The organism is Kribbella ginsengisoli, assembly GCF_039537185.1.
GTDB classification, from domain to species: domain Bacteria; phylum Actinomycetota; class Actinomycetes; order Propionibacteriales; family Kribbellaceae; genus Kribbella; species Kribbella koreensis.
This window is the reverse complement of record NZ_BAABAA010000003.1, coordinates 258,635-285,011: the sequence shown is the minus strand read 5'-3', so window position 1 is coordinate 285,011 and position 26,377 is coordinate 258,635. Positions and strand designations below refer to the sequence as shown.

Annotated in this window: 22 protein-coding genes; 13 read left to right on the top strand and 9 right to left on the bottom strand. The window is 66.4% G+C overall.

All coding sequences use genetic code 11. The features are described 5' to 3' along the window. Positions 1-16: 16 nt before the first annotated feature. The gene (locus ABD768_RS15000) at positions 17-1,642 is read right to left on the bottom strand and encodes a peptide-N4-asparagine amidase (RefSeq protein WP_344841074.1); all 1,626 of its coding nucleotides are present in this window, start codon (positions 1,640-1,642) and stop codon (positions 17-19) included. Between the two features lie 107 nt (positions 1,643-1,749). On the opposite strand from ABD768_RS15000, the gene ABD768_RS14995 reads away from it, so the two are divergent. Continuing rightward, a complete protein-coding gene (locus ABD768_RS14995) occupies positions 1,750-3,588 on the top strand; it encodes an AMP-dependent synthetase/ligase (RefSeq protein WP_344841073.1) in 1,839 nt (612 codons plus the stop codon). 651 nt (positions 3,589-4,239) lie between these two features. Here ABD768_RS14995 and ABD768_RS14990 read toward each other — a convergent pair. Together ABD768_RS14990 and ABD768_RS14985 are read right to left on the bottom strand one after the other, a co-directional pair. Beyond that, a complete protein-coding gene (locus ABD768_RS14990; protein WP_344841072.1) occupies positions 4,240-4,791 on the bottom strand; it encodes an ImmA/IrrE family metallo-endopeptidase in 552 nt (183 codons plus the stop codon). After that, positions 4,788-5,288, bottom strand: a complete 501-nt coding sequence (locus ABD768_RS14985) for a helix-turn-helix domain-containing protein (RefSeq protein ID WP_344841071.1) — start codon at positions 5,286-5,288, stop codon at positions 4,788-4,790. The genes ABD768_RS14990 and ABD768_RS14985 overlap by 4 nt, the downstream gene beginning before the upstream one ends. 170 nt (positions 5,289-5,458) lie before the next feature. Between ABD768_RS14985 and ABD768_RS14980 the strand changes: the two genes are divergently transcribed. From ABD768_RS14980 to ABD768_RS14970, 3 genes are read left to right on the top strand one after another with little or no spacing between them, the layout of a single operon-like run. Beyond that, positions 5,459-5,734 (top strand): multiubiquitin domain-containing protein, encoded by a 276-nt coding sequence (locus tag ABD768_RS14980; protein ID WP_344841070.1) that lies wholly within the window; start codon positions 5,459-5,461, stop codon positions 5,732-5,734. Continuing rightward, a complete protein-coding gene (locus tag ABD768_RS14975) occupies positions 5,709-6,905 on the top strand; it encodes a ThiF family adenylyltransferase (RefSeq protein ID WP_344841069.1) in 1,197 nt (398 codons plus the stop codon). The genes ABD768_RS14980 and ABD768_RS14975 overlap by 26 nt, the downstream gene beginning before the upstream one ends. Further along, a complete protein-coding gene (locus tag ABD768_RS14970) occupies positions 6,902-7,294 on the top strand; it encodes a ubiquitination-like system serine protease family protein (RefSeq protein ID WP_344841068.1) in 393 nt (130 codons plus the stop codon). Before ABD768_RS14975 ends, ABD768_RS14970 begins: the two co-directional genes overlap by 4 nt. Before the next feature lie 309 nt (positions 7,295-7,603). On the opposite strand, the gene ABD768_RS14965 is transcribed toward ABD768_RS14970, so the two are convergent. After that, positions 7,604-8,137 (bottom strand): flavoprotein, encoded by a 534-nt coding sequence (locus ABD768_RS14965; protein WP_344841067.1) that lies wholly within the window; start codon positions 8,135-8,137, stop codon positions 7,604-7,606. Then, positions 8,134-9,357, bottom strand: a complete 1,224-nt coding sequence (locus ABD768_RS14960) for a helix-turn-helix domain-containing protein (protein ID WP_344841066.1) — start codon at positions 9,355-9,357, stop codon at positions 8,134-8,136. Before ABD768_RS14960 ends, ABD768_RS14965 begins: the two co-directional genes overlap by 4 nt. A 1,286-nt stretch (positions 9,358-10,643) precedes the next feature. On the opposite strand from ABD768_RS14960, the gene ABD768_RS14955 reads away from it, so the two are divergent. After that, the gene (locus ABD768_RS14955; RefSeq protein WP_344841065.1) at positions 10,644-10,997 is read left to right on the top strand and encodes a cupin domain-containing protein; all 354 of its coding nucleotides are present in this window, start codon (positions 10,644-10,646) and stop codon (positions 10,995-10,997) included. 65 nt (positions 10,998-11,062) lie between these two features. Here ABD768_RS14955 and ABD768_RS14950 read toward each other — a convergent pair whose 3' ends face one another. Next, the gene (locus ABD768_RS14950; RefSeq protein WP_344841064.1) at positions 11,063-13,966 is read right to left on the bottom strand and encodes a M36 family metallopeptidase; all 2,904 of its coding nucleotides are present in this window, start codon (positions 13,964-13,966) and stop codon (positions 11,063-11,065) included. Positions 13,967-14,548: 582 nt separating this feature from the next. Between ABD768_RS14950 and ABD768_RS14945 the strand changes: the two genes are divergently transcribed. Then, positions 14,549-15,862 (top strand): helix-turn-helix transcriptional regulator, encoded by a 1,314-nt coding sequence (locus ABD768_RS14945; protein ID WP_344841063.1) that lies wholly within the window; start codon positions 14,549-14,551, stop codon positions 15,860-15,862. A 26-nt stretch (positions 15,863-15,888) separates the two neighbouring features. On the opposite strand, the gene ABD768_RS14940 is transcribed toward ABD768_RS14945, so the two are convergent. Continuing rightward, entirely contained in the window at positions 15,889-17,076 is a 1,188-nt protein-coding gene (locus ABD768_RS14940; protein WP_344841062.1) for a chymotrypsin family serine protease, read from the bottom strand. A 299-nt stretch (positions 17,077-17,375) separates the two neighbouring features. Here ABD768_RS14940 and ABD768_RS14935 point away from each other — a divergent pair, with 299 nt between their 5' ends. Beyond that, on the top strand, positions 17,376-18,137 hold the full coding sequence (locus tag ABD768_RS14935; protein WP_343984129.1) for an isocitrate lyase/PEP mutase family protein: 762 nt from the start codon (positions 17,376-17,378) through the stop codon (positions 18,135-18,137). Positions 18,138-18,142: 5 nt separating this feature from the next. On the opposite strand, the gene ABD768_RS14930 is transcribed toward ABD768_RS14935, so the two are convergent. Continuing rightward, positions 18,143-19,918, bottom strand: a complete 1,776-nt coding sequence (locus tag ABD768_RS14930; protein ID WP_343984127.1) for a cytochrome c biogenesis protein CcdA — start codon at positions 19,916-19,918, stop codon at positions 18,143-18,145. A gap of 203 nt (positions 19,919-20,121) precedes the next feature. Here ABD768_RS14930 and ABD768_RS14925 point away from each other — a divergent pair, with 203 nt between their 5' ends. After that, on the top strand, positions 20,122-20,790 hold the full coding sequence (locus tag ABD768_RS14925; protein ID WP_344841060.1) for a fasciclin domain-containing protein: 669 nt from the start codon (positions 20,122-20,124) through the stop codon (positions 20,788-20,790). Positions 20,791-20,994: 204 nt separating this feature from the next. Further along, on the top strand, positions 20,995-21,840 hold the full coding sequence (locus ABD768_RS14920) for an anti-sigma factor (RefSeq protein ID WP_344841058.1): 846 nt from the start codon (positions 20,995-20,997) through the stop codon (positions 21,838-21,840). Here the strand turns inward: ABD768_RS14920 and ABD768_RS14915 are convergent. Then, the gene (locus ABD768_RS14915; RefSeq protein ID WP_344841056.1) at positions 21,811-22,251 is read right to left on the bottom strand and encodes a MarR family winged helix-turn-helix transcriptional regulator; all 441 of its coding nucleotides are present in this window, start codon (positions 22,249-22,251) and stop codon (positions 21,811-21,813) included. The genes ABD768_RS14920 and ABD768_RS14915 overlap by 30 nt on opposite strands. Before the next feature lie 60 nt (positions 22,252-22,311). Between ABD768_RS14915 and ABD768_RS14910 the strand changes: the two genes are divergently transcribed. The 4 genes from ABD768_RS14910 (at position 22,312) to ABD768_RS14895 (ending at position 26,332) form a co-directional block, all read left to right on the top strand. Next, positions 22,312-22,683, top strand: a complete 372-nt coding sequence (locus ABD768_RS14910; RefSeq protein WP_344841054.1) for a VOC family protein — start codon at positions 22,312-22,314, stop codon at positions 22,681-22,683. Continuing rightward, positions 22,683-23,558, top strand: coding sequence for a DNA-3-methyladenine glycosylase family protein (locus tag ABD768_RS14905; protein ID WP_344841052.1), 876 nt, complete (start codon positions 22,683-22,685; stop codon positions 23,556-23,558). The genes ABD768_RS14910 and ABD768_RS14905 overlap by 1 nt, the downstream gene beginning before the upstream one ends. Before the next feature lie 204 nt (positions 23,559-23,762). Beyond that, a complete protein-coding gene (locus ABD768_RS14900) occupies positions 23,763-25,919 on the top strand; it encodes a CehA/McbA family metallohydrolase (RefSeq protein WP_344841050.1) in 2,157 nt (718 codons plus the stop codon). Then, on the top strand, positions 25,919-26,332 hold the full coding sequence (locus ABD768_RS14895) for a hypothetical protein (protein WP_344841048.1): 414 nt from the start codon (positions 25,919-25,921) through the stop codon (positions 26,330-26,332). Before ABD768_RS14900 ends, ABD768_RS14895 begins: the two co-directional genes overlap by 1 nt. Positions 26,333-26,377: the final 45 nt, after the last annotated feature.

Below are 26,377 nucleotides of genomic sequence, written 5' to 3'. Positions count from 1 at the left end.
TAGGACTGGCTCGGGGTCAGCAGCGGTAAAAGTCCTTCGTGTAGATGCCGTTGACCGCCGACAACGTGTGGTCGTAGCAGCCGTCGGTGCCGGTGATGCGGTAGCGGACGGTTTGGGTGCCGGTGGCGTGGCGCTGGTCGCGGGGGACGTTGTAGATCCAGGCGGCGCGCCCGTCGTAGGTCTCCTCGGTACGCCGATCCGCCACCGTCACCGGACCGACCCGACTCGTGGTGTGGCTGCGATCGGCGACGTCGAGGTCGGTGATGACGTCGTACCCGCCCGGGATGGTTGCGTTGGGCAAGAAGCTGATGTAGCCGTTCTTGCCGTACGTGAGATCGGTCCGCTCGACCCGAGCCCCCGTCGTCACGGTCGACAGATCACGCCAGGACGCGTCGAGGGTGTCGCGGGATTCGCCGGCCTCCCAGACGTGCTTGCTGTCATTGGTGAGTGAGCGTTCGACGGTCGTGCGGACGCGGCCGGCCGACGTATCGACGTACCCGCTGATCTTGAGCGACCGGGAGGCCGACGTGTCGACGGATCCAGCCGCGTTGGGCGAGCCGGTGACGTTGTCCGTCTTGGTCAGCGGCGATACGGCGTACGAGGTGAGCTTGCCGCTGATCTGCTTCGAGTGCGCGTCGGTCCAGACGTGCAGGTTGGGGACCGTGAACCAGCCGCTCTGCCCGGCCGGGACGCCGATCACGTGGACGCGGAATTCGTGCGGCTTGCCGTCGCTGACCAGCCCGGCGAAGGGCGTCAGGTCGTACGTCAGCGGCTTGATGTCGAACGCGCGCGGTGCGGGGGAGGGGCGCCAGGAGTACGGGTTCGACCAGCCGCCGGTGTAGATGTACGGGTACGGCAGGGCGATACCGGCCGTCTTGCCATCGATCTGTACTTCGACCTCTCGGTACGGCGACCCGTCCGGGCAGGAGTAGCCCGTCTCGACCGGCGCTGACGTGTCCCAGAACTCCTCGCAGCCACCGCCTGAGCCGGTCACGTAGACCTCGCCGAGTAGGCGGGACGTGTTGCGGGGGAGCGTCGCGGTGCCAACCAGGTCGGAGTCTTCGCGGCGCTGGTCCTGCAGGGGGAGGACGGTGTTCGCAGTACGGGCTGCTGGGGCGCCGTGGCCGGTTGTGTAGAAGTCGAGGGTGACGACGATGTCGAGGACGCCGGTGTAGGTCTGGTCGACGACGTTCCCGAGCTCCATCACGACCGGTTGCGGGGTGCGGAGGAGCGGGCTGTACGACGTGACGTCCTTCTCGACCTGCCAGCTGATGCCGTCCGTGCTCGGCTCGGGCGTCGAGGTGCGGAACACGCCCACGCCGCCGATCGTGATGTGGCCGAGGCGGTCGTACTGGACGCCCTTGACCGAGCCCTGCATCCGCAGGACCACCTTCGACCACGGCCCACGACAGGCGGCCGGGGGCGTGTAGGTGGAGGTGTACGGGTCGAAGTTCTTGAAGCCGTTCCGGACGATCTCCACCGAGCAGTGCCGGGTGTGCGGCACCGCGACGGGCGGGGCCGGGGTCCGGGGATCGGAATAGTCGCTGCCGAACTCGGGCGGCGGTGGGGCCGCCGTCGCCGGGGCCAGGATTCCGAGGAATAGGACGGACAGTGAGACGAGTGCCACAGACCGTGCGCGCATGTTGCGGAAACGTAATCGAGATGGTGCGCCCGGGCAAGCGATCAGCATGGCCAGCGCTGCGCTGGCCTATTACTGTTCGGTTACTTGACCCCCCGTGGAGGCCAGACATGAAGCCCGTTGCCGACGGTCCCCAGCTCGCGTTGCTCAGCAACCGCAAGGAACACCTCGCGCAGATGTTCCTCGATCGCGTCGCCGCGACGCCCGGCCGGGAGGCGTTCAGAGCCCCCTCCGGCGACGGCGGCTGGCGCTCCGTGACCTGGCAGGAGACCGAAGCCCTGGTACGCCGGCGCGCGGCCGGCCTGGTCGCGCTGGGCGTCGAGCCCGAGCAGCGGGTCGGCATCGCGGCCAGCACCCGGCTCGAATGGGTCCAGTGCTACCTCGCGTCGATCCTCGCGGCCGCCGCGACCACGACGATCTACCCGACGACGATGGCTGCCGACGTGTCGTACATCGTGGCGGACGCCGAAGTACAGGTCGTCTTCGCCGAGGACGCCAGCCAGGTCGACAAGCTGCGCGCGCATCGGTCCGACACCCCGTCGCTGCGCAAGATCGTGCTGCTCGACGGCGAGCCGGACGAGCGCGACGGCGACTGGGTGATCACGCTGGCGGCGCTGGATGAGCTGGGCGCGAAGCTTTTGGAGTCCTCGCCCCCAGCGGTTGACGAGCGGATCGCTCAGGTCCAGCCCGATCACCTGTGCACTTTGGTCTACACGTCGGGCACGACCGGCCGGCCCAAGGGTGTGCGGTTGCCGCACTCTGTCTGGACCTACGAGGGCGCCGCGGTGGAGGGGATCCGGGTGCTGAGCCCGGACGACCTGCAGTTGCTGTGGCTGCCGCTGTCGCATGTTTTCGGTCAGGTGCTGCTGGCCGTGCAGTTCCAGATCGGCTTCGCGACGGCGATCGACGGGCGGGTCGACAAGATCGTCGAGAACGCGGCCGCTGTCCAGCCGACGTTCATGGCTGCCGCGCCGCGCGTCTTCGAGAAGGCGCACGGGCGGATCGTGACGATGATGGAGTCCGAGGGCGGGATCAAGGCCAAGCTGTTCCACTGGGCCTTCGGGGTCGGCGCTCAGGTGTCGGCTCTTCGCCAGCAGGGGAAGGAGCCGGGCGGCGTACTGGCTGCTCAGTTCACCCTCGCCGACAAGCTCGTCCTGTCGAAGATCCGGGCGCGGTTCGGTGGGCGGATCCGGTTCTTCGTCTCCGGCTCGGCCGCACTGGACAAGAAGCTGGCCGAGTGGTTCCACGCTGCCGGCCTGCTGATCCTCGAAGGCTACGGGCTCTCGGAGACGGCTGCCGGCTCTACTTTGAACCGGCCGGACCAGTACCGCCTGGGCAGCGTCGGGCCGATCTTCCCGGCGGCCGAGTTCAAGATCGCCGAGGACGGCGAGATCCTGATCAAGGGCCCTGGCGTGATGAGCGGCTACCACAACCTGCCGGAGCAGACGGCCGAGGTCATCGACGCCGACGGCTGGTTCCACACCGGCGACATCGGGCACTTCGAGGACGAGTTCCTCTTCATCACCGACCGGAAGAAAGACCTCTTCAAAACCTCCGGCGGCAAGTACGTCGCCCCGCAGGTGATCGAGGGCCGCTTCAAGATGATCTGCCCGTACGCCAGCCAGTTCCTTGTCCACGGCAACCAACGCAACTTCGTCTCCGCCCTGGTCACCCTCGACCCCGAAGCCATCCAGCCCTGGGCCGAAGCCAACGGACTGTCCGGCAAGTCGTACGCCGAGATCGTCACCTCCCCCGAAGCCCAGAAACTGGTCCAGGGCTACGTCGACGAGCTGAACGCCGGCCTCAACCGCTGGGAAACCATCAAGAAATTCACCATCCTCGACCGCGACCTGACGGTAGAGGGCGGCGAAATGACCCCGAGCCTGAAGCTGAAGCGCAAATACGTAGAAACCACCTACGGCGACCTCCTGGACAAGATGTACGACTGAATTGGCCAGGGGCAACTCCCCACGCCTGCTCCGCCGTCCGCTCCTACGTCGCGTCCCGCGTCGCTAGCTCCCACCCACCCTGGGCGCGGGTTCCTCCGTCACCCGCTTGGCGAGGACGTTGCACGGGAGCCCGGCGTTGCCGGGTGCTGTGCGTGATGGTGGCTGCGCCGAACCCCATTGCGAACAGCCGGCGTGGTCGGGGTCAATCCCCACGCAGGCTCCGCCGTCCGCTCCTACGTCGCGTCCGCTCCACCGGCTCCCACCCACCCTGGGCGCGGGTTCCTCCGTCACCCGCTTAGCGAGAGCGTTGCGGGGGAGCCCGGCGTCGTGGGCTAGCTGTGGTTGTCGCCCGCTGCTGCCGCGCCCTGATCGCCCCGGCCGGCGTGGAGGAGTTGAGCCCACGCCGGCTCCGCAGACCGCTCTGCCGGTTCCCGCCCACCCCTTGGTGCTCGGGTTCTTCCGTCACCGATTGGTGAAAGGCGTTGCGCGGGGCGTATTGCGGGTTGCTGTTGGTTGAGGATTGTTTACGGCGAGTCGGGCATGGCCGCCGGTGTGGGGATCTCATCCCAGATGACGGCTGGCGTAGCGTCGGTAGCAGGTTTATGAGGCTGTCGTGCCTGCATTCTCGATCGCGTGAGGCAATTCTGGCTGCTATCGACTTGCGGTCTGCTTCGCGACGCCCGTCGTGTTGTACCTGAATCGCGCCATCTCAACCGTCACGTCATATTGGACCGCGATCTGTTCGATCGAGGCACGTCGTCTGACCGCACTCAGCAGCAAAGGTCTGGGGAGAAGGAGCGTGCCGCCGAATGCTGTAGCCTCCTCCTCCTCGTCAGGCTTGCAAGTGCGGAAGGGCATGTTGCCGATCTCACGGATCTCCGACAGCTCGTGCTGCAGCATGACGTGTGCCAGCTCGTGAGCGATGTCGCTGTTCTGGCGACCAACGTTCCGTAGCGGGTTGACAACGATGATCTTGCGGCTCTCGATCATGAAGGTTGCGGCGGAGAAGGCAAAAGCTTGGAGGCGCTCCAGTTCCTCGAGTTCTGCGATGTCCACCAGATCGCCCGCGTCGACCACCGAGATGTCAAGGTGCTTCGCGAGATCGCGCGGGTCGAGGTGATCGTGTGGAGCGAGGCCGAGCTCTTTTCGGATTCGTACAGCCTCGCGTTCGGTCTGAGCTTTGAATCCGCGCCGCAGCGTCACAGTTCCCCACTGGCTAGGCGGGCTTCCAGCTGATCGTGCATCTGCCCCAGGAGTGAGTTGAGCCGCTCGGGAACCCCAGGGCGCAGTACGGAGGCAGCGCGGAGATGACAGGCGACGACCTGTCGTTGAGCTGGTGCCTTAGCGAGTACGTCGTACATGTTGCGCAGAACGCCCGCAATCTTCGACGCTGCCTCCGGTTCCAACCGCGGATCGGCTGTGAGATGTGCGATCGCTTCTTCGATCGGGGCGACCTGTCGTTCCGCAACTGGCCGGAAGAACCCTCCGGGCGAAACGCCAAGCCAGGCGGATAACAGGGTGAAGGAGGTGAGGTCCGGTTGGGCACCGGCCTCGACCCTGGTGAAGGTACTGAAACTGACGCCGGCTTCTGCCGCGGCCTGCCGCAGCGAGAGACTCCCACGACGCTCGCGCAGCATCGCGCCCAGATGCGCGAGGTCGAGTCGCTCGACGCCGTCGGCGCTGCCAGTTGCACCGGTCACGCCAACCGTGCCTGGGAGGTCGTCGTTACGCGGGTAGGTCGCATAAGGCGAGCTTAGCGCGGAGTCACCTCTCCAGTGAGACGACTCGATGTGTCACTGGACAGGCGATGATTCTTTGCTGATACAGTCTTGGCAGACTCCAAGGCGGGGTCTATCTGAAGGGAGGGGCCATGAGTCCCAACGGCACCAACGAATCTGGCCATGGCAAGCCCACCGTGACGATCTATGTCAATACCCGCGAGTTCGGGTGGGAGCAGCGCGCTATTTCCTACGAGCAGGTCTACGAGTTGGCTTTCCCGGACCAGCCGCTCAACGACGGAGACGTCGCGCGGATCGAGTACTCACGTGGCCACAGCGGTCGCGGAGCCGGAACGCTTCATCCCGGAGACACCGTTAACGTCAAGCCGAAGATGGTGTTCGATGTCTACGTCACCGTTCGGTCTTGATCCATCGACTCGTCGACTGCTCGACGAGGACTACTGTCTGTCGTTCGAGGGCAACCATCTGATCGTCGAGCACGTCCCGTACGCCACCACGGGTGGAGCTGTGGCGTACGGGCGACTCGCGCTGCCGGTCGTGTTCAGCGGGGATGCAGTTCATGACGGTTCGGGCGATCACCGCATTTGGTTCGTTGGTGAGCAGCCCTGCGATCAACATGGCCGTCCACTGCCGGGGCCATCACCTGAGGCGCACGCGATCACAGCGGAGCTCAGTGCGGACTTCATGATCTCCAGCAAGCCCAAGGACGGCGGCTCCTACGCCAACACCTACGACAAGATCACCTCCTATGTGCGGATCCTGAGCCATCCTGCGATCGCACTTGACCCGGCGGCGAACCCGCGGCCGGGAGCCGGTTGGACTGAAGTGCCTGACGACCTGCCGTTCGTCTACCCGGACACGGGGACGGCACGCGCAGGTCTGGCCGCGGTGAACGCAAAGTTCAGGGGCCATCGCATCGGAATCGTCGGGCTTGGCGGCACCGGCAGCTTCATCCTCGACCAGGTTTCCAAAACTTGGGTCGATGCTATCGACCTCTTCGACGGAGACGTATTCGACAATCACAACGCCTATCGCGCTCCAGGAGCCGCTGACATCGAGGACCTGAAGCGACGCCCGAACAAGGCCGAATACTTCGCCAGCGTCTATGGGCACATGCATACCGGAATCACCGCGCACCCGGTCTTCATCACCGCAGACAATGTCAGCCGTCTCGGTGACTGCACCTTCGTCTTCATGGCCGCAGCCGATGCTGAGGACAAGCCAGCGATCATCACGTGGCTCCGCGAACGACGAATCCCGATGGTCGAGGTCGGCATGGGGATCCGTGATGAGGGTGGGTGCCTCTCTGGACTCCTGGCGGTCGTCAACCATTTCCCGGAGGCTCCCGAGGGAACAGTGGCAGGCGCAGCCGCCGCGCCCGACGAGTACGACCGCAACATTCAGACGGCTGACCTGAACAGCCTCAACGCGATGCTCGCAGTCATCAACTGGAAGAAGTATCTCGGCTACTACGCCGAGTTTGAGCCTGTCGATGAAACCGTATACCGCATCTTCACGGGGACAATCCGCAACGGCGCCGAACGCGGCGCCGAGCGTGCCGGGGCGGATGCTGAATGAAAATCGACTACATGAGGGCCGAGTTCGTCAGATCTTTTCCAAGCGAACTGGAGCCAGGGCGCCTGTACATCTCCAGCCATTTTTCGACAGCGTCCCACCTGTGTGCCTGCGGGTGCGGCCATGAAGTGGTTACTCCGCTCTCGCCGAAACAGTGGGTGCTCACGTTCGACGGCAACGTCTCTCTGAGGCCCTCGATCGGGAACTGGGCCCTGCCTTGCCAGTCGCATTACGTGATCGAGCGCGGCGAGGTCCGATGGGCCTATCGCTTTACCCGTGAAGAAGTTCAGCGCAACCGTGAATCGGACCACCGGCTGCTGGATACGGCACGCGCCGATGTCGATGGCCTGTGGACACGAGTGCTGCGGCGTATGACGCGACGGCGGACCTAGTTCCGGCATGGTTTGCCTGGTCGCTTGCTGGCGTACAAGCAGCCTGGGGTGTCCCGCATGGAACGACCCGGCAATGCTTCAGCTCACTTGCGGCTCCGCGCGCTAGGACGGTGAGTGGGCGAGGCCGCGTTGATCACGCAGAACCCTCTGCACGCGACCATATGCCGGACGGCGGCCTCCACATGGACCGCGATCGCATGGAACGGCCCAGGCTGAGTGGTCCTCGATCATCGCGGCATACAGCGATGCTCGACAAGGGAGGTGTGTTCACGTGGCCACGCCTCCGTCCCACTCAGGCCCACAGTGGGTTCAGTCGCGTGCTGACTCGATGGCGAGCTTCCAGGGGTAGGTCTTCAGGGCGGTGTGGCCTGTGCGGGGTGGGTGGGGTTCGAATTCGCCTGGGCCGAAGAGGACTCGGATGCCTTCGTGGCGGAGGGTTTCGATGCTTTGGGTGAAGGCTTGGTTGTGGGCCAGGGCCTGGTTGACGAAGGGGAGTACGACGATCCGTACTCCTAGGCCGGTGAGTTCTGCCAGTTGGGTTAGGACGTAGTTGTCTGCGATGCCTGCGGCCCATTTGTTGATCGTGTTGTAGGTGGCGGGGGCGACGATGACAGCGTCAGGTGTGGGTGTGGGTGTGGCGCCGGCGGTCCGGTACGTCGTCCGGACAGGGTGGCCGACCAGCTTTGCGATTGAGTCGGTGTCTAGGAAGTGCTCGACCGCGCTCTCGGTTGCGATGCAGTGGACGTCCCATCCGTCATCGTGGGCGAGGGCTATCAGGTCTTGAATCTGCTCGGCGGGTCCTGCGCCGCAGATGAACAGGTGGAGTACCCGATCGGTTGTCATGCGGGGATCCCTGCTCGTGTCGCCATGTTTCGGACTGTTTGGCTCAGCGATCCATTGGTGCTGTTCAGGAGAGCTCGGAGCAGCCCGTGGGCCAACGGGCGGCAGCGCACCTCTTGGGGTGCGAGTCGCTCTGCCTCGGTCAACGACCGTACGGCGTTCTGGTAGCTGCCGGTGTAGGTGTATGAGGCGGTCAGATCGAGTAAGTAGTTCGCCCGGCGCTCGGTTGGCAGCGAGGCCATGATCGCCGGATCGATGCTCGCGACGTACTCGAGCGCGCGCCCGCCCTGCCGAAGACGGGTCAGTGCGGCCACGCGATGAGCAGCGACGTTTGCCGGTCCGAAGACTGTGTAGTGCGTCCGGTGTTTGTCGCTCAGGCGTGCAACGACAGCGTCGGCCTCTTCGTGCATCATCAGCGCTACCGCATCATCGTCGATCTTCGCGGCCGCCATAGACGCTGCCAGAAAGAGCATGCCGAACAATGGCAGCAAGTCTCCGTCAGATTGGGGGAGATGAGGGCGCATCCGATCCGCCATTCCGCCCAGCACCACAATTGCGTCGGACTCCTGGCCGGCGCTGGTCATTGCCCTGGCCACGCTCCGAGTGGCACGCGCCAACGCGACGGTGTCGTCGGTCGGCAGCGCTGTTTGCATGGCTCGATCGGCGGCAAGCCAGGCGACGTCGTTGGCTTCGAACTTGAGCAGCATCGACGAAGCAAGCCTGTAAGCCATCACCAGGGAGCGTCGTGTGGCTAGTTGCTCATCGTCAGTTGATGCGATCTCGACTGCGACCTGAGCGTCTTCAATCAACTTCGGAAGATGCTGAGCCACGGCCGTGAAGTTCGATGACAGCCAAGAATGCCCCAGGTACTCCAGTTGCCGCTTGATCTGATCGGGTGTTGCCGGCTTCGTGTGGGACGCGTTGACGGACAACGCGGGATATCGGCCTAACGCGGACCGGATGGCTTGTACTTCGGTTGCGTCGACGCAGTCTGCCGCGAGTCTTGCGGTTGGGTCGTCAGTCAGTGCTTCGGGTGCCACGCCGAGGGCATCTGCCACGCGTTCCAGCATCGGCAAGCGCAGGAGGTTGCGCTCGCCCTTCTCAACCTTGTCCAGCCAGGACGTCGACCGGCCCACCATGTCGGCGAAGCGCTGCCGGTCGATGTCGCGGCGCTTGCGCCAGTACCGCACTCGGCTACCGATCGCCTGCGCCTGGTCGTCCATTCCCGCTCGACTTCCTACTGGGTGGTCGTCAAAGGATAGCTAGCTCTAAGTCACACATTTTGTACAGCCAGTGTCGCTCGTCACCTCATAGCTTCCCCATAAGAGGCCGAGCAAGCCGGTGAAGACGAGGGTGATCTGACAGTGATTGCGCAGATGTGGGTCTTGATCATAGGCACCTCGATCGTGACCGGTGCGATGGTGATTGATGTCCTGAGGGGTCTGAATGACGACTGACTGGTCGTCTGGTGGCCACCTTCCGGACGTGCCGGTTCCCGGGTACTACAGCGTTCAGCTGTGGTTAGGCGACCACCTGGTCGAAGAGCACATCGCTCCAGCCGAACTGGCTCAGGAATTCGCCAACGTCATCCAGCTTCGCATCGCCGGACTGCCAGGTCGCCGGCTGCGCTGTTTCCCTGCCGGACCTCCTGCGTCTTCAGCCTAGGACCGGCAAGAACGGCTTCTTCTCGAACCAGTGGGCGGGCGCACAGCGAACAGAGCGGACGCCCGCCCACTGTTCCATTTCAATGACTAGGCGTCGCACATGTCGGCGGCGGTCGTGGCGGGAGCGGTCCAATGGGTGGGCTGGGGGTTTCGGGGTGGTGGGGGTGGGTGTCACGATGCGGGGGTTGATATACCAGGAGGCGCTGGCAGTCGATGAGCCTTGCAAGTTATCCGGCAGTGACGGTTACTGCGATCGCTATGTCGCAGGAGCGGGATGACTTGCGCGGTATTGCTCGCGTTCAGTGGTCGGACCCTCACGGAGGGTTGGAAGACAGCTCGATCGAAGATGTCATCCGCTGGCTTGATCACAGTGGTGGCATCGCCTACGTCGCTGAGCCGGATGGGCGTCGGGGGCCGCGGATCCGGGCCGTCGGGGTGAACCAGCAGCGGTACATCCGGAGCAACCCGGACGACGAGACGGCCGACGCGCTGCTGAAACTGCCACGGCTCGACCAAGTCGTCATCCCCGATCGACGGTCGAGATCCCGCCGGGCCGCCCGCCAATCAGCATGGCTTTGGACCCCCGGAAGGCGAGCCAGACCAGCCGTCTAGCGCGAGGTGGATCGCGGGCGCCTGGATCGTCTTCCTCGCCTCCGGGGCTGGTCCGTCAGCGGTTCGTAAGGCGCCAGGATCAAGGATTCCTTGACATGCCGACGCTCTCGGCGTCCTATTCGAAGTAGAGCTGGATGGGGAGATGACGGTGCTGGGGGTACTGAAGGGCTTGGATGCCAAGGGCAATGACCTCACCGGCTGACTGAGCAGCACAACGGGAGAGGGGAGACACCATGTCCGACAAGCAGAACATCGCCAGCCCGCACGAGCGACGCCCCTTCAAGGATCATGGGCACGTGGACGTCGTCACCCTGGGCGGCTTTACTCTCGGCCGCGGGGTGTTCGAGCCGGGCTGGCGCTGGTCCGACGATGTCAAGCCGATCGCCGGCACCGACTCCTGCCAGGTTCACCACACCGGCATGGTCCTTTCGGGGCAGATGACCGTCCGGTTCGACGACGGCCACGAGCTCAACGTCGGCCCAGGCGACGTCGTGGACCTCGATCCCGGACACGACGCCTGGACTGTCGGCGACGAGGCATGCGTTGTGCTGGACACCGGTATCGCGGCCTACGCCAAGCCCGCGTGACCGCGAGGGTCCTCAGGTCAAGTGGGGGCCCGGAACCCGACGAGGTTCCGGGCCCCAATGGCTGGTTACTGGGTGCCGAAGACCTGTAGTTCCATCATGTCCATGAACTGGCAGCCGGCGAAGGGGCCGGGGCAGTTGGTGGTGATGTCGGGGACTTGGGGGCTGAGCATCCAGAACTTGACGTACTTGATGCCGGTGGTGTTGCCGGTGGGGGTGACTTCGTTGTAGCGGAGGCGGTTGGCGGCGCCGAAGGTGCCTTCGGCGGCGGTCGCCCAGGTGGTGCCGTCGGCGGAGGTCTCGATGCGGTAGCCGCCGGTGGCTGCGCTGCCGGGGTCGCCGCAGGTTTGTGACGGGTCGACCGAGAAGGTGGTGATGTTCACCGTCGCGGGCAGTGCCACCACGATGAACTTGGGGATCGGAGTGTTGGTCGGGGTGCCTGCGTCGTCGCCGGTGGTGCTGCCCCAACCGGTGCCTTGGGACAGGTCGATCGCGTACGGCGGCGTACAGGCCGGGGCGAAGTCTGGGCCGTTGAAGTCCGTGACGGCGCCTCCGCCGGCAGCGGCGGCCCAGTCGCGGCGTGGGGTGAAGTTGACCGTCGAGCCTCCGGCCGCGATCGTCACGGCCTGGTTCAGGATCTCGTACGGACCGCCGGCGACGACCAGTTTCGGGTACGTCCCGGGCAGCACCCCGTCGATCGAGTACTTGCCCTGGGCATCGGTCACGTCGGCGTAGTCGCCGGAGTAGCCGGAGTCGTGGCCGGCGATGAACACCAGCGCGTTCGGTACCGGCGCGCCGGTGAGCTTGTCGGTCACCGTGCCTTGCAGGGTGGCACCAGCTCCGGTCGGCGGTACGTGGAAGTCCTCCGCCGGGGCCGTGTCACCAGCGTCGACGACGCCGGCGAACCAGCCCATGCCGCGGGTCGCGAAGATCTGCCAGAGCGCGGCGACATCCTTGCCGCGGTTGACGACCTGGTCGGCCTGCAGGATCGCGTTGCGCATGTCCAGCAGCGACGGGTCGGACGGAGACAGCTCCATCGCCCGGGTCACCAGCGAGATCGTCTTGGTGTGACCGAAGCGTTCGCGGACGTCCCACAGCACCTGCGCCCAGTACTCGCCGATGTCGTGGACCTCTGGCCCGCGCAGCCCGAGGTTCGGGAAGTCGGCGAAGGTGTAGCCGCCCTGGGTGCCGTCGAGCGCCTTACAGGTGGGAGCGGTCGAGCCGACCCGGCAGTCCATCGCTTCCTTGCGGAACAGCCCGCCTGCGACCGTGTACGTCCCTTCCTTGACCTCGCCGTCGAGCCCGCCGCTGTTCGGCTGGAAACCGTTGGCGACCAGGTAGTCCATCGCGTAGAAGTCGCTCCAGCCCTCGCCCATGCCGCCTGCCTGCACGCTGTTCAGGGTGGAGTTGCCGGAGGCATCGACCACGAGCCGGTTGGACAGGCCGTGGGTATACTCGTGGTACAGGATGCTGGCGTCGTTCGCCGAACTGGTCGGCACGAACCGGTCGGCCGGGTTGGCCGGGTTGTGGAACAGGTACATCTGCATGGTCGGCGAGGTGCCGTCCGGTGGCGTGTTCATGTTCGCGTTGTTGACGTGGCCGCCGTCGGGCAGGCCGTTCCCGGTGTTGGCGCCGTCGATCGCGTTCAGCAGTACCGGGTCGCTGCCCTTGGCCTCGAAGTTCCCCGCCGCCGCGGTGAACCCGATCGGCGACTTCTTCAGGTAGTCGTGGAAGTTGCTGGCCAGGTAGAACGCCTGCGTGACGTCCTGGTTCAGGTTCGTCCGCCAGGAGTTCGCCGTCGCCGGATCCCAGGTACAGACGAAGGAGACCGAGCACTTCGGGTTGCTGGCGAACGGCACCAGCCGGTACTCCGCGGTGGTCCTCGTACCGGGGATCTTGACGGTCTCACCGGCTCCTGCCAGGTCATCGTCGTTGATGTCGGCGAAGGCGTAGACCGACGTACCGTCCTGGAGCGTTTGGGCGCCCTTCTGGAGGTAGCCGGCCTTGAAGAAGTTGACCTTCCGCTGAGTGCCGCCCTTGGTTGCGCCGGGGTAGTAGTCCGTCACCAGGCCGTCGCCGTTGGCATGGTCGACCAACGGCCGGCGGTACAGGACGCTGCCGGTCGACGCGTCGATCACGTGACTGTAGATCAGGGTGCCGCCGGCTTGGGTGTACGTCGCCCAGCCCGCGCGCAGCCCGGCGGGGGTGTAGAACCAGACCCGTTTGGCGTAGTCACCGTTGCCCCACGTCCTGCCGTCCGCGACGGTCTTCACACTGGTCGTCGCTGTCTTGCCACCGACATCCTTGGCGGCGATCACCCGGGCGCCGTCCGCGCTCACCGAGGGTGTGGCGGCGCCGGCGGCGAGCCCAGCCAGACCAGGCACGGGCGAGCCCATGATGGCGATCAGTTCTCCGCGCTTGGTGACGTGCCCGACGATGCCGTTGCCGAAGAGCGGAGTGCCGTTCACCACCTGCTCCCAGGACAGGTGATGTGATCCCTCGACGTCGCGGTAGTTCTTGCGGAGCCGCAGCGTCCGCAGGTCGTTCTCGGACAGCCGGAAGATCTCTGGGTGCGCCCGGATGTAGTCGAGCACGATCCGGGCCGGTGGTTTGCTGCTGGGACCGGTGAGGAACCCGTTCAGCTTGGCCACCTGCTTCGGCGTACCGGTCGCAGGGTCCACCGAGACGATGCCCTGCGGGCCCAGCGAGTCGCGGAATTTCTCCGCGGCCGCGCCCTCCTTGGCCATCGTCTTGGCGGCCTGCGCGTAGGTCGTCCGTGCACTGGGTGTGCGCACGTCGTAGAACCCCTTGGCTTCTCGCTGGCCCGGCTCAGCCTGGACCGCGGGCGCGTCCGGGTCGGCCTTGGGCTGCGGGCCGGCGGCGTTCGCGCCTGAGCTCATGGTCATCGCGAGCACGGTGGTCGTCACCGCACCGATGGCCAGGAGCCCCCTCCCTGTACGTACTGTTCTCATGGCTACGCTCCGTCGAGATTGTCGCGGGCGGGCACAAAGACCCCTCGGCCGGACGATATGCCCGCATCCATCGGCAGTGAAGAGATCGCGCCGGCCGAAGAGATGCCGCCGGCTGGCGGGCGCGGTCTGCTTCTGGGACGGCGCTACCGGCGTACTCGGGGAGGGCTGCGACCAGCCGGCCGATCTCGGGGATGGTGTCGTAGCGGCGTTGGTGGAGGGCTGCGAGCTTTTCGGCCATCGTGGGGTCGAGGTCGTCGGTGATGTCGAAGGAGCACATCACCCGGCCCTGGTTGCGGAGGCTTTCCAGGGCTTCTTCGAGCTGTTCGGGGGCGGTTCCGGGCTTCAGGGTCAGGCATGGCCACCTCTGACCTCGTCACCAATGCAGGCGTCAGCATCGTCACCGCGCTGATCCTCTTCGCCGTCGCCTACCTCGATCGCGACCCCGTTGCCTCCGTGGCAAGCTGACTGATAGGACCCGGAGGGTGCTGGCCGGATTCGGTCAGGAAACGTTTCCGGTCAGGGTTCCCGGGGCAGAGTGAGGGGGATTTCGGGCGATCGTCTTCTGGGGAGATGGTGGTCGAGATGCCGGTCGGGATTGCGCGTTCGGGGTGGGACGAGTCCGCTGCGATCGATCTGCGGGTAGTGGATCGATGGTTTCGGGCCGGTGGCTCGCTGGTGCGAGATGCGCGGCGGTTCGGGGAACCGGCTCCGCGGTCGGATCTGGCTTCGCGGGCCGGGCGGTCCGCCTCGGGGGCGCTGACCGGTGGCGATGCGAGAGCGGCGTTGCGCGATGCGGACGCCGTACTGGCCGCAGCGGATCCGCTGGGGGAGTTCGGGTGCTGCTGGAACGCCTTGTTCACGCTCTCGGTGGTGGGAGCGCCGGTACGGGCCGAATCGGCTGTACTGGCGGCGCGGAGCAAGATTGTGGCCCAAGGCAACGAGTCGGCGTTGGTCGAGCTGGAGCTGCTCAAGGTCCGGATTCTGCACAGAAAGGGCGATCTGCGGTCGGTGACGAGCCTGCTCCGGGCGCTGTTGCGGAAGGCGTTGGTACAGCGGGACCGGGCGTTGGTGCTGCGGATCGTCTGGAGTCTGGCGGAGGCGACGAGAGTCGCCGGGGGTACGCCGAGGGTGGTCAAGGGGCGTGGGTGTCGGCTGCTAGGCGACGGTGGACAGGTGACGCCGGGTGGGTTGATGGCTCGGGGTGGGGCACAGGTGGAGGCGAGGCAGTTCGGGGCGGCGGTACGGACGTACTTGGACTGTGGTGAGCTACTGGCCGAGGCCGGGGTGGACAGTCCGGAGGTGGTTCGCTGGCGGCCGGCTGCTGTTGAGACGCTGCTGCGGTTGGGTCGGGCAGCGCAGGCTGAGCGACTCGCGGAGGAGAATCTCGAGCGGGCGCGGCTCGTTGGAACCGACGGCGCGATCGGCTTCGCGCAATACGTGCTGGCGTCGACGCGGCCCGGGTGCGAGAGGGCGTCGCTGCTCGTCGAGGCCGTCGGCAGGTTGCAGGACGCTGGCCAACTCCTGGACGAGGCGCTCGCTCGGTACGAACTGGGAAAGGCTCTGCGCAAGGGCAGCAAGGGCAGCATGGGCAGCGAGGACGGCGCCGCCGATCGTCAGCTGCTCCGGGCGATCCAGCTTGCCGACGACTGCGGTGCCTGGCGGTTGGCGGAGCGGGCGCGGGCAGTCGCAGGGCCGGCGATGGGTGCCCTCCGCGGCCTGACGACGCAGGAGCGGAAGGTCGCGCGGTTGGTGGCGGCCGGCTTGTCGAACCCGGAGATTGCGAACCAGCTCTTCCTGGCCCGCCGGACGGTGGAGTTCCACCTGTCCGGCGTCTATCGCAAACTCGGGCTCACCGGCCGCCACGACCTGATCCAGCTGCTCAGCGAAGGCGCTTAGGACCTGCGCTGCTCAGCGAAAGATGCTCAGGACATGCTGACGCCGAAATCGCGGTTGGCGGTGGCGAAGTCCTGGAAGCCGATCCGGGGGCCGGCGCCGCGGGTGACGGTTCCGTTGGCGATCAGGCCGGCGTCGCCGCGCGAGTAGACCGGACCGCCGGAGTCGCCGCCGCGGGCCGCGTCCTGGCCGTTCATCTGCTCGCCCTCGACCAGGTCCTCCCGATCGTTGTAGAAGAACAGGACCTTGATGTTGCAGACCGGTCCGCCGGTGACCGCCGCGCTGGTGATGCCGCTCTGGCACAGGTACTGGCCGACGAAGACGTGCCCCCAGTACGGGACGTTCTCGACGAGGCCGCTGTTGCCGTCGCCGACGTACAGTTGCGGGTCGACGTTGTTGGTCGGGATCAGCGCGATGTCATGGTCCTGGTTGCGCGCGCCCATGTTCCCGATGTACTCACCCTGCCCGTCGGCGAACTGCTGACCCGACTGGCCGCAATGCGCGGCGGTGAGGATGTACGGCCGATGCTGGCCGTCCCGTACGCCGAAGCCGGTGGTGCAGATCGCGCCGGCGGACTGGTTCCAGAGCCGCGCTCCGCCGATCCAGGGCGACCAGTCGTCCCCACGCGACAGCGGCTTCAGCGGCTCCTCCGCAACCACACGAACCGGTACGCCGGTACGCTCCCGCAAAGTCTGGCCGAGCTCGGCCGCCGCGCGACGCGTCGGGCTGGCGCTCAGCACGAGACCGCTGCCGTCGCCAGGATTCTTCACCGCATGGACCCCGGCGCCCGGGTTCTGCTGCTGCCAGGTCGCGATGGACCGGGCGGCCTGGTCGAGTTCCTTCTTGGAATGGACGGCGCCGGCGATCCGTACCGGTGCGAGCTTGGCCGCAGACGAGACGGCCTGCCGAACCCGCGCCGGCGGTGCACCCTTCCACCAGAGCACAACGGCGTCGTCGGCGAGAGTGATACCGGCGAACCCTTGCAGAGCAGGCGATTCCGCGACCACCGCCAAACGTTCGGCGGCCTCGATCAACGGACGCTGAGCCAGCATCTGCCGATCCGCGGCGGTGGCTGACTTGGCGCTGACCCTCGGCTCGGCTGGACTGTTCACGGCTGGCTCGGAAGCCTGCGACGGTACTGCGGTGAAGGCGGCCAGCAAGGCGACGGCGACAACGCCGGCACCGGCTAAACGTGCACGATCAGGTGACTTGCGCATGAGCGGTCCTCACTTTTGGGGGCGGTCCGCCCACCATGAAGACCCCCGCGCAAAGGTGTCAACGAAACCCCCCAAACCCTACGGAGGCGCCCCCGTGAACTCCCGCCGCCGGGGCTGTAACGAACAACCCGCGGCCCGCGATGTAGCGGACGGCCGGGGCCCAGTCCCTGGCTCCAAGACCCACCAGCCTCACCCCCCGGAGCGCTGGTGGGTCTTTCCATGCCGCCGTGAGGTAGCGGTCGGTACCGTTGACCCGGAATCCGCGACGAGCATCACCCTTCGACCTCTCGGGAGTAGAAATGACCGATATCGCAGCCAAGGCCAGCGAGCTGCTTCGGCTCCACCACACCGGGGAGACTCTGGTGCTGCCGACGGTCTGGGATGCCTGGTCGGCCCGCGCGGTCGTCGAGGCCGGTTTCCCGGCGCTGAGCATCGGCAGCCACCCGTTGGCCAACTCCCGCGGGCAGGAGGACAACGAGGGGATGACGCTGGCGGATGCGCTCGACGGGATCCGCCGGATCACGGCGGCTGTCGACGTACCGGTGACTGCCGATGTGGAGTCGGGCTACGACACTCCGGCGGCCGAGCTGGTGGAGCGCGTGCTCGAGGCCGGCGCCGTCGGCATCAACGTCGAGGACACCGTGCACAGCGAGGGCAGGCTGCGGGATGTGCAGGAGCACGCCGACTACATCGGTGCAATCCGCGCCGCCGCCGACCAGGCCGGTGTCGAGCTGGTCATCAACGCTCGGACGGACGCGTTCCTGGGTAAGGTGGCCAAGTTCGACGACCCGCTGGCCGAGGCGGTACGCCGCTCGCAAGCGTGCGAGGCCGCCGGCGCCCGCTGCGTCTACCCGGTGCGGATCCCCGACGCCGAAAGCCTCGGCGTTCTGCTGGCTGAGCTGTCCGGCCCGCTCAATGTGACCGCCCACCCGATCGACGGCGCGGCGTCGGGATCGTTCGAGGACCTCAAGAAGGCCGGCGTCCAGCGGATCACCTTCGGTCCGCTGCTGCAGGTCGCACTGACCAAGAACCTCACCGACCTGGTCAACCCCTGGCGCTGATCGGTTCAGCCGAAGCTGAAGGTGAAGGCGGAGATGCCCGGGCTGTAGGTCAGCGTCATCGTCTTGCGTTCCTGGGTGGGCTTGTCGACCAGTTGGTAGGCGTTCGGCGTACCGGAGACCGTGATGGTCTTGTCGGGTTCGCCAGGGATGGAGACGGTGACGGTGCCCTCGCCGGACAGGACATGGAAGACCTTCGCGGCCTGGAAGTTGAGGCGCGCTTGGGAGCCCTTGGTGGAGGTGACGCTCTGCGTGCCCACGGCCCAGGAACCACCGAGGCTGAAGGTGTCGTCGGGCTGAGCCTGGTTGAGGCCGAAGGCAACGGTCTTGTTGGGGGTCAGCTTGCCGACAGGGCCATTGAGGTTGGCCGAGCGGGAGTAGCCGAGGTAGGTCTCGGGCGTGGTTCCGTCGGCGCCGATCGTGTCGGCCTTGACCGTGCCGTCGACCGGCGCGGGTAGCTGGACCGAGGGATTGGCCGCCTTGAGCAGCTCGCGGATCTGGTTCTCGGTCTGGCCGTAGTCGCCTTCACCGAACTTGATCGACCGTACGGTGCCGCCGGCGTCGACGAGATACTTGGCCGGCCAGTACTGATTCCGGTACGCCGTCCAGGTGGCGAGGTTGTTGTCCTGACCCACCGGATACCCGATGCCCTCCTTGCTGATCGCCGACTGCAGGTTTCCCGCCGACTTCTCGAAGGCGAACTCCGGCGAGTGGATCCCGACGATCTGCAACCCGAGCGACTTGTACGCCTTGTCCCAGGCGAGCAGATGCGGCGTCGCCCGCTGGCAGTTGATGCACGAGTACGCCCAGAAGTCGACCAGCACGACCTTGCCCTTCAACCCGCTGAGTGTGGCGGGCTGCCCGCCAGGCGTGTTGAACCACTTCTGCGTACCGCGGAACTCCGGTGCGGCGCCGCAGGAGGCGAGCTCGGCGGCACCCGGTGTGCACTTGGCGAGGTCGGCGCTCGCGTCGTTGCCGATCGCGGGAGCGAGCGCACCCTGCACGGTCTTGTTCTCGGCGACCTTCTTCTCCAGCCCGCTGGTGTAGCTGGGCAGCGACCGCTGGATCACGTCGGTGACGTTGAAGGCGAGTGCGACGGCAAGTGCGATCATCACCGCACCTCCGGCGACCCGGAACCCCTTCTGGTGATCGCGGTACGCCTTCACCCGCTGCGAAATCCGCGACCCGGCGGAGGCGAAGATCAGCAACGGCAATGCGGCACCCATGGCGAAGGAGACGGTCAGTACGACCGTCCGCCAGCCGACGTTACCGGTGGCGCCGGCGACTGTGATCGCGGCGAGTACCGGGCCAGCGCACGGGACGTACAGGGTGCCGAGACCCAGTCCGAGGACGAAGGCGCCGTTGTTGTTGCGGTTGATCTTGGGGAGCCGGTAGAAGGGCTTCTCGATCCAGTGCCCCAGCGCCGGGAAGATCAGGCCGAGGCCGACGATGCTGAGGATGATCAGCCCGCCCCAGCGCAGGAAGTCGTCCGGCAGGCCGAGCGCCGACAAGATGACGGAGCCGGCCAGCGTGAAGACGCTGAAGCTGACCACGATCCCGGCGATGATCTTCAACGGCCGCCAGTCCCGGGCCGGCTTCCCGGCCTCGACCTCCTCGACCAGCACATCACCGGCCGAACCGTCGGCGCGGGCGGTGGTTTTCTTCTGTGGTTCGGTTCTGCCGGTCGTACCGGCGAAGAAGATGATGGGCAGCATCGGCAGGACACACGGCGAGACACCGGTGATCAACCCACCCAGCAGTCCGATCAAAGCCAAGGTGATCATGGGGTTCGCTCCAGGTGAGAAGGGTTCGAGTGTCACCCCGAGTTCGCTGCGGACCGGCCGGGTGGATAGGTGAAGGGCGCCGGCGAAAGCCGTGACAGAAAAGTTCCGGACCCGACCCATCCGCCCCAGGGGGTGGCCCCGAATCAGTGGTGTCAGCAGCTGAGCCGCTGGCTCAGCCACTTCACCCAAGGAGCAGGATCGTCATGTCCCACACCATCAAGCGGGTCGCCCTCGCAGCCTCTGCCGTTTCGTTGCTCTTCGCAACCGTTGCCTGTGGCAGCGACGACGACAAGTCGAGCAGCAGCCCGTCGACCACCAGCTCGGCCTCCACGTCGACGTCGGACACCCCGTCGGCGATGCCGTCGGTGGACAACGCTGCGGGCCTGGTCGGCCCCGGCTGCGCCGACTACGCCAAGGCGAACCCGACCGGTGCAGGTTCGGTCGACGGTATGGCCGCCGCGCCGGTCGCCACCGCGGCCTCCGGCAACCCGCTGCTCAAGACGCTGGTTGCCGCCGTCTCGGGCAAGCTGAACCCGAAGGTGGACCTGGTCTCGACCCTCAACGGCGGTGAGTTCACCGTCTTCGCCCCGGTCGACTCCGCGTTCGCGAAGATCCCGGCCGCGACGATCAACACCCTGAAGACCGACTCGGCCTTGCTGAGCAAGATCCTGACGTACCACGTGGTCGCCGGCCAGCTCGACCCGGCCGCGGTCGTCGGCAAGCAGACCACCGTCGAGAAGGGGTCCGTCACCGTCACCGGTTCGGGCGGCAGCCTGATGGTCAACAACGCGAAGGTCATCTGCGGCGGCGTGAAGACCGCCAACGCGACCGTGTACCTGATCGACACCGTACTGATGCCGCCGGCGAGCTGACGATCCCGCCGACCCGGCATCACCGGGTCGATGTCACCAGGCCAGGACACCAGATGACGGTGACACCGACCCAGCAGTAAGCGGTGGTGCCTCCCTACTCCTGGGAGGCGCCACCGCCCGCATCACGCCCCGCCCCGAACCACAGACGAGGACGCGAGACGGCCTGACCCATTCACCAGTCCGACGCCAGGAAAGCGGCACCACGTGACAACGACAGACGTTCATGCCCTGACCGGTCCGTACGTCCTGGACGCGGTGTCCGACGAAGAGCGAGCCGACTTCGATCAGCACCTCGCCACCTGCGCCGACTGCAGCACCGAGGTCAGCGACCTCCGCGAGACCGCCACCAAACTCGGCGCGTACGTCGCAACACCGCCGCCGGCCGGCCTCAAACCCAAGGTGATGAACTCGGTCCACACGACCCGTCAGCAACCACCCCTGCTCCACACCCCACCCACGTCATCGAGCGGCGCGACTGCATCGAGCCGCGCGCGACCTCCAGGACGGCCGGTACGCCGGAGCGCGACGCGACCAGGGATCGCCCGCCGACCGTTCGCCCGCCGGTCGCTTACCCGCCGGTCCCTCGCACTGGCAGCGGCGTTTCTGGCGATCGCCGCCAGTGGGGCGATTGCTCTGGACCAGTACCGCGACAAGACAGCTCTTACTGCCGTCAGCACACGGGCCGCAACGATCCTGACCCAGCCTGACGCGCGAACCCTCCACGGCGCCGTCACCGGCGGAGGCCAGGCCACCGTGGTGCTCTCCAGCCGCCAAGACGCCGCAGTTGTCCTCATCCGCGACCTGAAACCCCTGCCAGGACACCAGACCTACCAACTGTGGCTCATCGACGCCGCTCACCACGCACGCTCCATCGGCCTGTCCACTGCGGGTACTACGCTCCGCCCCACCGTCGTCAACGGTGGTGTATCCGGGCAGACAGACCTGGCTGTCACGGTCGAACCCGACGGCGGATCCGCGATCCCCACCGTCCCGTCGGGCGGTCTCCAGCCGGTCGTACCGCTAGTCCAGGGCCCCGACGCAGGCGAGTAGGTCGTTCAGCAGGCGGGTCTGCTGGGACTTGGTGAACGGTGTGAGCATGCGCGCTTCGACCGCGCGTACGGCGGTACTGGCTGCTTTGAGTTGGTGGCGGCCGGCTGGGGTGAGTTCGGTGGGGAGGGCGCGGCCGTGGGGGGCTGTCGCCGGGCGGGTGATCAGGCCGCGGTCCTGGAGGCCGCGGAGTACCAGGTTCATCGATTGGCGGGTGACGAAGACGGCCCGGGCGAGCTCCGCGTTGGAGAGGCCGGGCTGTTGGGACAGGACCTCGAGGCAGGAGTACTGCGGGACGGTCAGATCCAGTGGTCGCAGGGCCGCGTCCATGGCTGTCCGCAGGGCAGTGGCTGCTCGTTTCAGCACGTAGCCCACCGCCTCGTCCAGAGGGCCGACCTGTTCGCCTTGACTCATGTCAACATCCTGACATACATTCTGGATGTCAACACACTGACATACAAGACGGAGATCGACATGACTGTGACCGGACCGGACTTCCTCGCTCTGCAGGTGCGCGACCTCGAGCGGGCGGCTGCCTTCTACGAGACGCGGCTCGGGCTGCGCCGGGTGCCGGCCTCGCCGCCTGGTGCGGTGGTTTTCGATACCTCGCCGATCTCGTTCGCGGTACGTGAGCCGCTGCCCGGCGTCGACCTCGATGCCGCGTCGCCGCGGCCGGGCCTGGGGGTCGCGCTGTGGCTGCACGCTGATGACGCGCAGGTGGTGCATGACGAGTTGGCGGCTGCCGGCGTACCGATCGTTGCGGCTCCGGTCGACGGGCCGTTCGGTCGCATGTTCACCTTCACGGATCCGGACGGATATGCGATCACCATCCACGACAAGGCCTGATGATGGCGCGTCATGACGTGACCGTCGAGGTGCTCGGGCCGTGGTCGCTTGCCACGAGCAAGCAGTTTTGGGAAGGGTTCGCGCCGGGGGCGTTGCCGTCGCAGGGTGAGCAGCAGGAGATGCGGACGGTGTTCCGGGTCGAGGGTGACTGGAGCAGGGCTGAGGTGTGGGTGACTCAGCACGACAGCGCGGCGCGGATCGTCGTCGAGGGGTCCGGCGATCTGGAGTTGGCGGCTGCTCAGGCCGGCCGGTTCTTGTCGCTGGATGTCGACGGGCGCGGGTGGGTCGAGGTGGGCTCGCGTGACGCGGTGATCGCTGATGCGCAGGAGCAGTTGCCGGGGTTGCGGCCTTGCGGGTTCCATTCGCCGTACGAGGCTGCTGCCTGGGCCGTGTTGTCGCAGCGGATTCGGATCGTCCAGGCGGCATCGCTTCGCGATGAGCTGGTCCGTGAGTATGGCGAGAATGGTGCTTTTCCTGCACCGGAGCGGTTGCGAGCGCTCGACCTCGAGCTGCCCGGGCGGAAGACCGAGTATCTGCAGGCGGTTGCGGAGGCCGCGTTGGATGGTCGGCTGGATGGTTTGGCTCTTCGGGCGATGCCGGTTGAGGACGCGATCAGTGCGGTGCGGGAGGTGAAGGGGCTTGGTCCGTTCGCCGCTGAGTTGGTGGTGCTACGTGGGGCCAACGCGCCGGACGCGATCCCGCAGAACGAGCGGCGGCTCGACAAGGAGATCACCTTCCGGTACGGCGCCGGCCGGACGCTCGCGGAGGTGTCGGAGAACTGGCGTCCGTACCGGACCTGGGCCGCCGTTCATCTGCGCTGCCTGCGCGAAGCACGGACCCACGAGATCAGCCGTGGTCGTCTCGGCCTCGGCTAAAACCGGGAGCCAGGTTGGGCCGGGGTGGCTAAGGTCGGAGGTGGTCTGCGACTGGGAGGTCCTGTGTTCCAACCACTGCTGGCATCCGCGACTCGAGCCGTTGAGAAACTTCGTGACATCGGTGAACCGCTACCCGATGAACTGATCGGTCAACTGGCGAAGCTGGTTGACGACGCGCAGAGCGAGGCCGTCAAGTCTGCCGCGGTGGAAGAACTGCTACGGCCCTATGTCCTTGTCGAGGCGCTGATCGATGAGCAAGGGCTGACCGCGGCCACGCCGGGGGCTGCGGTGCCGCGGCTGGTTCAGCATGGATGGCGGAGTTTTCTGGTTCGGGTGGTGAATCCGCAGCGGCTGCTGGGGGATCTGTCCGCGCCGTCGAATCATGTGCTCGGGCTGGTGGATCACCACAGCCACGCGGCGCGGATCGCGTTGGCCGACACGTTGACGGTGGTGCCGCGGATCGAGCGCAGTTGGCTGCAGGTGAAGCTTGTGGGGCCGACCGATGTGGCTGGGTTGGATGTCGAGTACAAGGTGATCAGCTTGTACAGCCGCGATGGTGGGACTCGCAGTGGTGAGTTGAGTTTCCTGCTGGCGGTGGAGGAGGCGACGGAGAGTCTGACCCGGCCGCCGTCGTCGAAGGCCTGGCAGCGGATGGGGTTCGAGAGCCGGCCGTATGGGGCGAAGATCGACTTCGAGTGTCTGCCTGCTCGCGACATCCGGTTCGACCTCCGGGAGCCGGATGGGAGTAGCACGGTGGCGGCGGTGACCGTGCGGGATTCGCAGCGTAGGGCTTATCCGTCGAAGGCGATGCGGTTGGCGCCGGACATGTTCTTTCACGAGCACGTGTACCGGGCGACCGGTGAGGTGATCGCGCTGCCGGCGGGGTCGTACGAGATCACGGCGCGGCGCGGTCCGGAGTACCGGGAAGTCCGGGTCGAGGTTTCACTGTCGGAGGACAGTGAAGCTGTGTCGATCGAGCTTGATCGGTGGGCTGATCCGGCTGCGCGGGGGTATTACTCGGGGGATCCGCATATTCATGCGGGTGGGTGCTCGCATTACAGCGTTCCGTCTGAGGGGGTTACGCCGGAGACGATGATCCGGCATGTTCGGGGCGAGGGGCTCTGGATGGGGAGCGTGCTCACCTGGGGGCCGTGTTACTACCACCAGAAGCAGTTCTTCAGTGGGGTGTCGATCAGTCCGCGTGCAGAGCTGGAGCATCCGGCTATGCAGCTGGCGCAGGGGATGACCTGGGAGCCGCAGGACACTGATCGCGACGGGCAGAGTGTGCTCCGGTACGACCTGGAGGTGTCGGGGTTCCCGTCCAGTCATTCGGGGCACGTCATCTTGCTCGGGCTGACTGATCAGGACTATCCGGGTACGTCGGTGATCGAGGACTGGCCGTCGTGGAATCTGCCGGTGATGCGGTGGGGGCATGAGCAGAACGCGCTGGTCGGGTATGCGCATTGCGGGCTCGGGCTGTCGGTCGGGACCGATGAGTTGCCGAACTATGTGATCCCTGGCTTTCAGTCGATCGGGTCCAACGAGATCATCGTCGATGTGCCGCTCGGTGCTGCGGACTTCCAGTGTGGGGCTGAGTTCGCGCCTGCTGCTGAGCTCAACATCTGGTACCACTTGCTGAATGTCGGGTATCGGACGCTGATGCTCGGGGAGACCGACTATCCCTGTATTTACGACGATGGGCCGGGGGTCGGGCGGACATATGTGCGGCTGCCTGAGCCGCCGCAAGGTCCGCAGGCTCTGGAGGCGTGGCTTCTTGGGTTGAAGGACGGTGCGTCGTACTTCGGTGATGGGCGCAGCCATGTCTACGACTTCGCGGTCGATGGGGATGTCTCTCGGGAGCATGCGGTTGACGCTCCGGGGGTGGTGCGGGTGAGCGCTACTGTCACTGCCTGGTTGCCTGAGGAGCCGCCGGCGTTGCCTGCTGCCGGTCAGCCGGTGTACTCCGCGCCGGTTGGGTGGCATCTTGAGCGGTCGCGGATCGGGCGGTCGCGGAACGTGCTGGTCGAGGTACTGGTGAACGGAGTGCCGGTCGGCACACAGGAACTGCTTGCTGACGGCAACGAGCAGGCTCTGGACTTCTCGGTGGAGCTCGAGCGCTCGTCGTGGGTCGCTTTGCGGATCCTGCGCAGTGTGCACACGCAGCCGATCTTCGTGGAGGTCGGCGGGCTGCCGATCCGGGCGTCGCGTCGGAGCGCACAGTGGTTGCACGACTCGGTCGATGCGCTGTGGAAGGCGAAGTCCGGCTTCATCCGCGAGACCGAGCGGCCGGCGGCACGGGACGGATACGACGCTGCGCAGGCTACGTATCGGGAGCGGCTCGCCGAATGCGAGGTCGACTGATGGTTCACGGGGAGGCGGCCGGTTGTTGTGGGCCGGTTGAGACGACGGCGCCGATCTCGGTGACGATCAATCCGGAGGCCAGGGTCAACGCGGCGCGGACCGGGAACCGGGTAGCCAGCCTGTCGAGCGGTGAGTGGCACACGATCGGGTTCCCGATCGTCAACACCGGGTACGTGACCGGGCGGCTGGTGATCGACGCCGGCCCGGTGCCGGGGCTCGAGTTGGATCTTCCGATGCATGAGTTGAGCGGCTTACCTCGGCAGGATGGTGAGTTCCGGGTGCGCTTCGGCGTACCGACGACCGTAGACCTCACCCTCACCTTCCGAGCCCTCGACTCCCTGGGCGGCCTAGCCCTCCACAGCACCCTCCACCTGATCCTCCGCTCCCACCTCACCCCCATCCCAACCCCCTGAACAACTCCCCACGCCTGCTCCGCCGTCCGCCTGTCACAGCTGTGG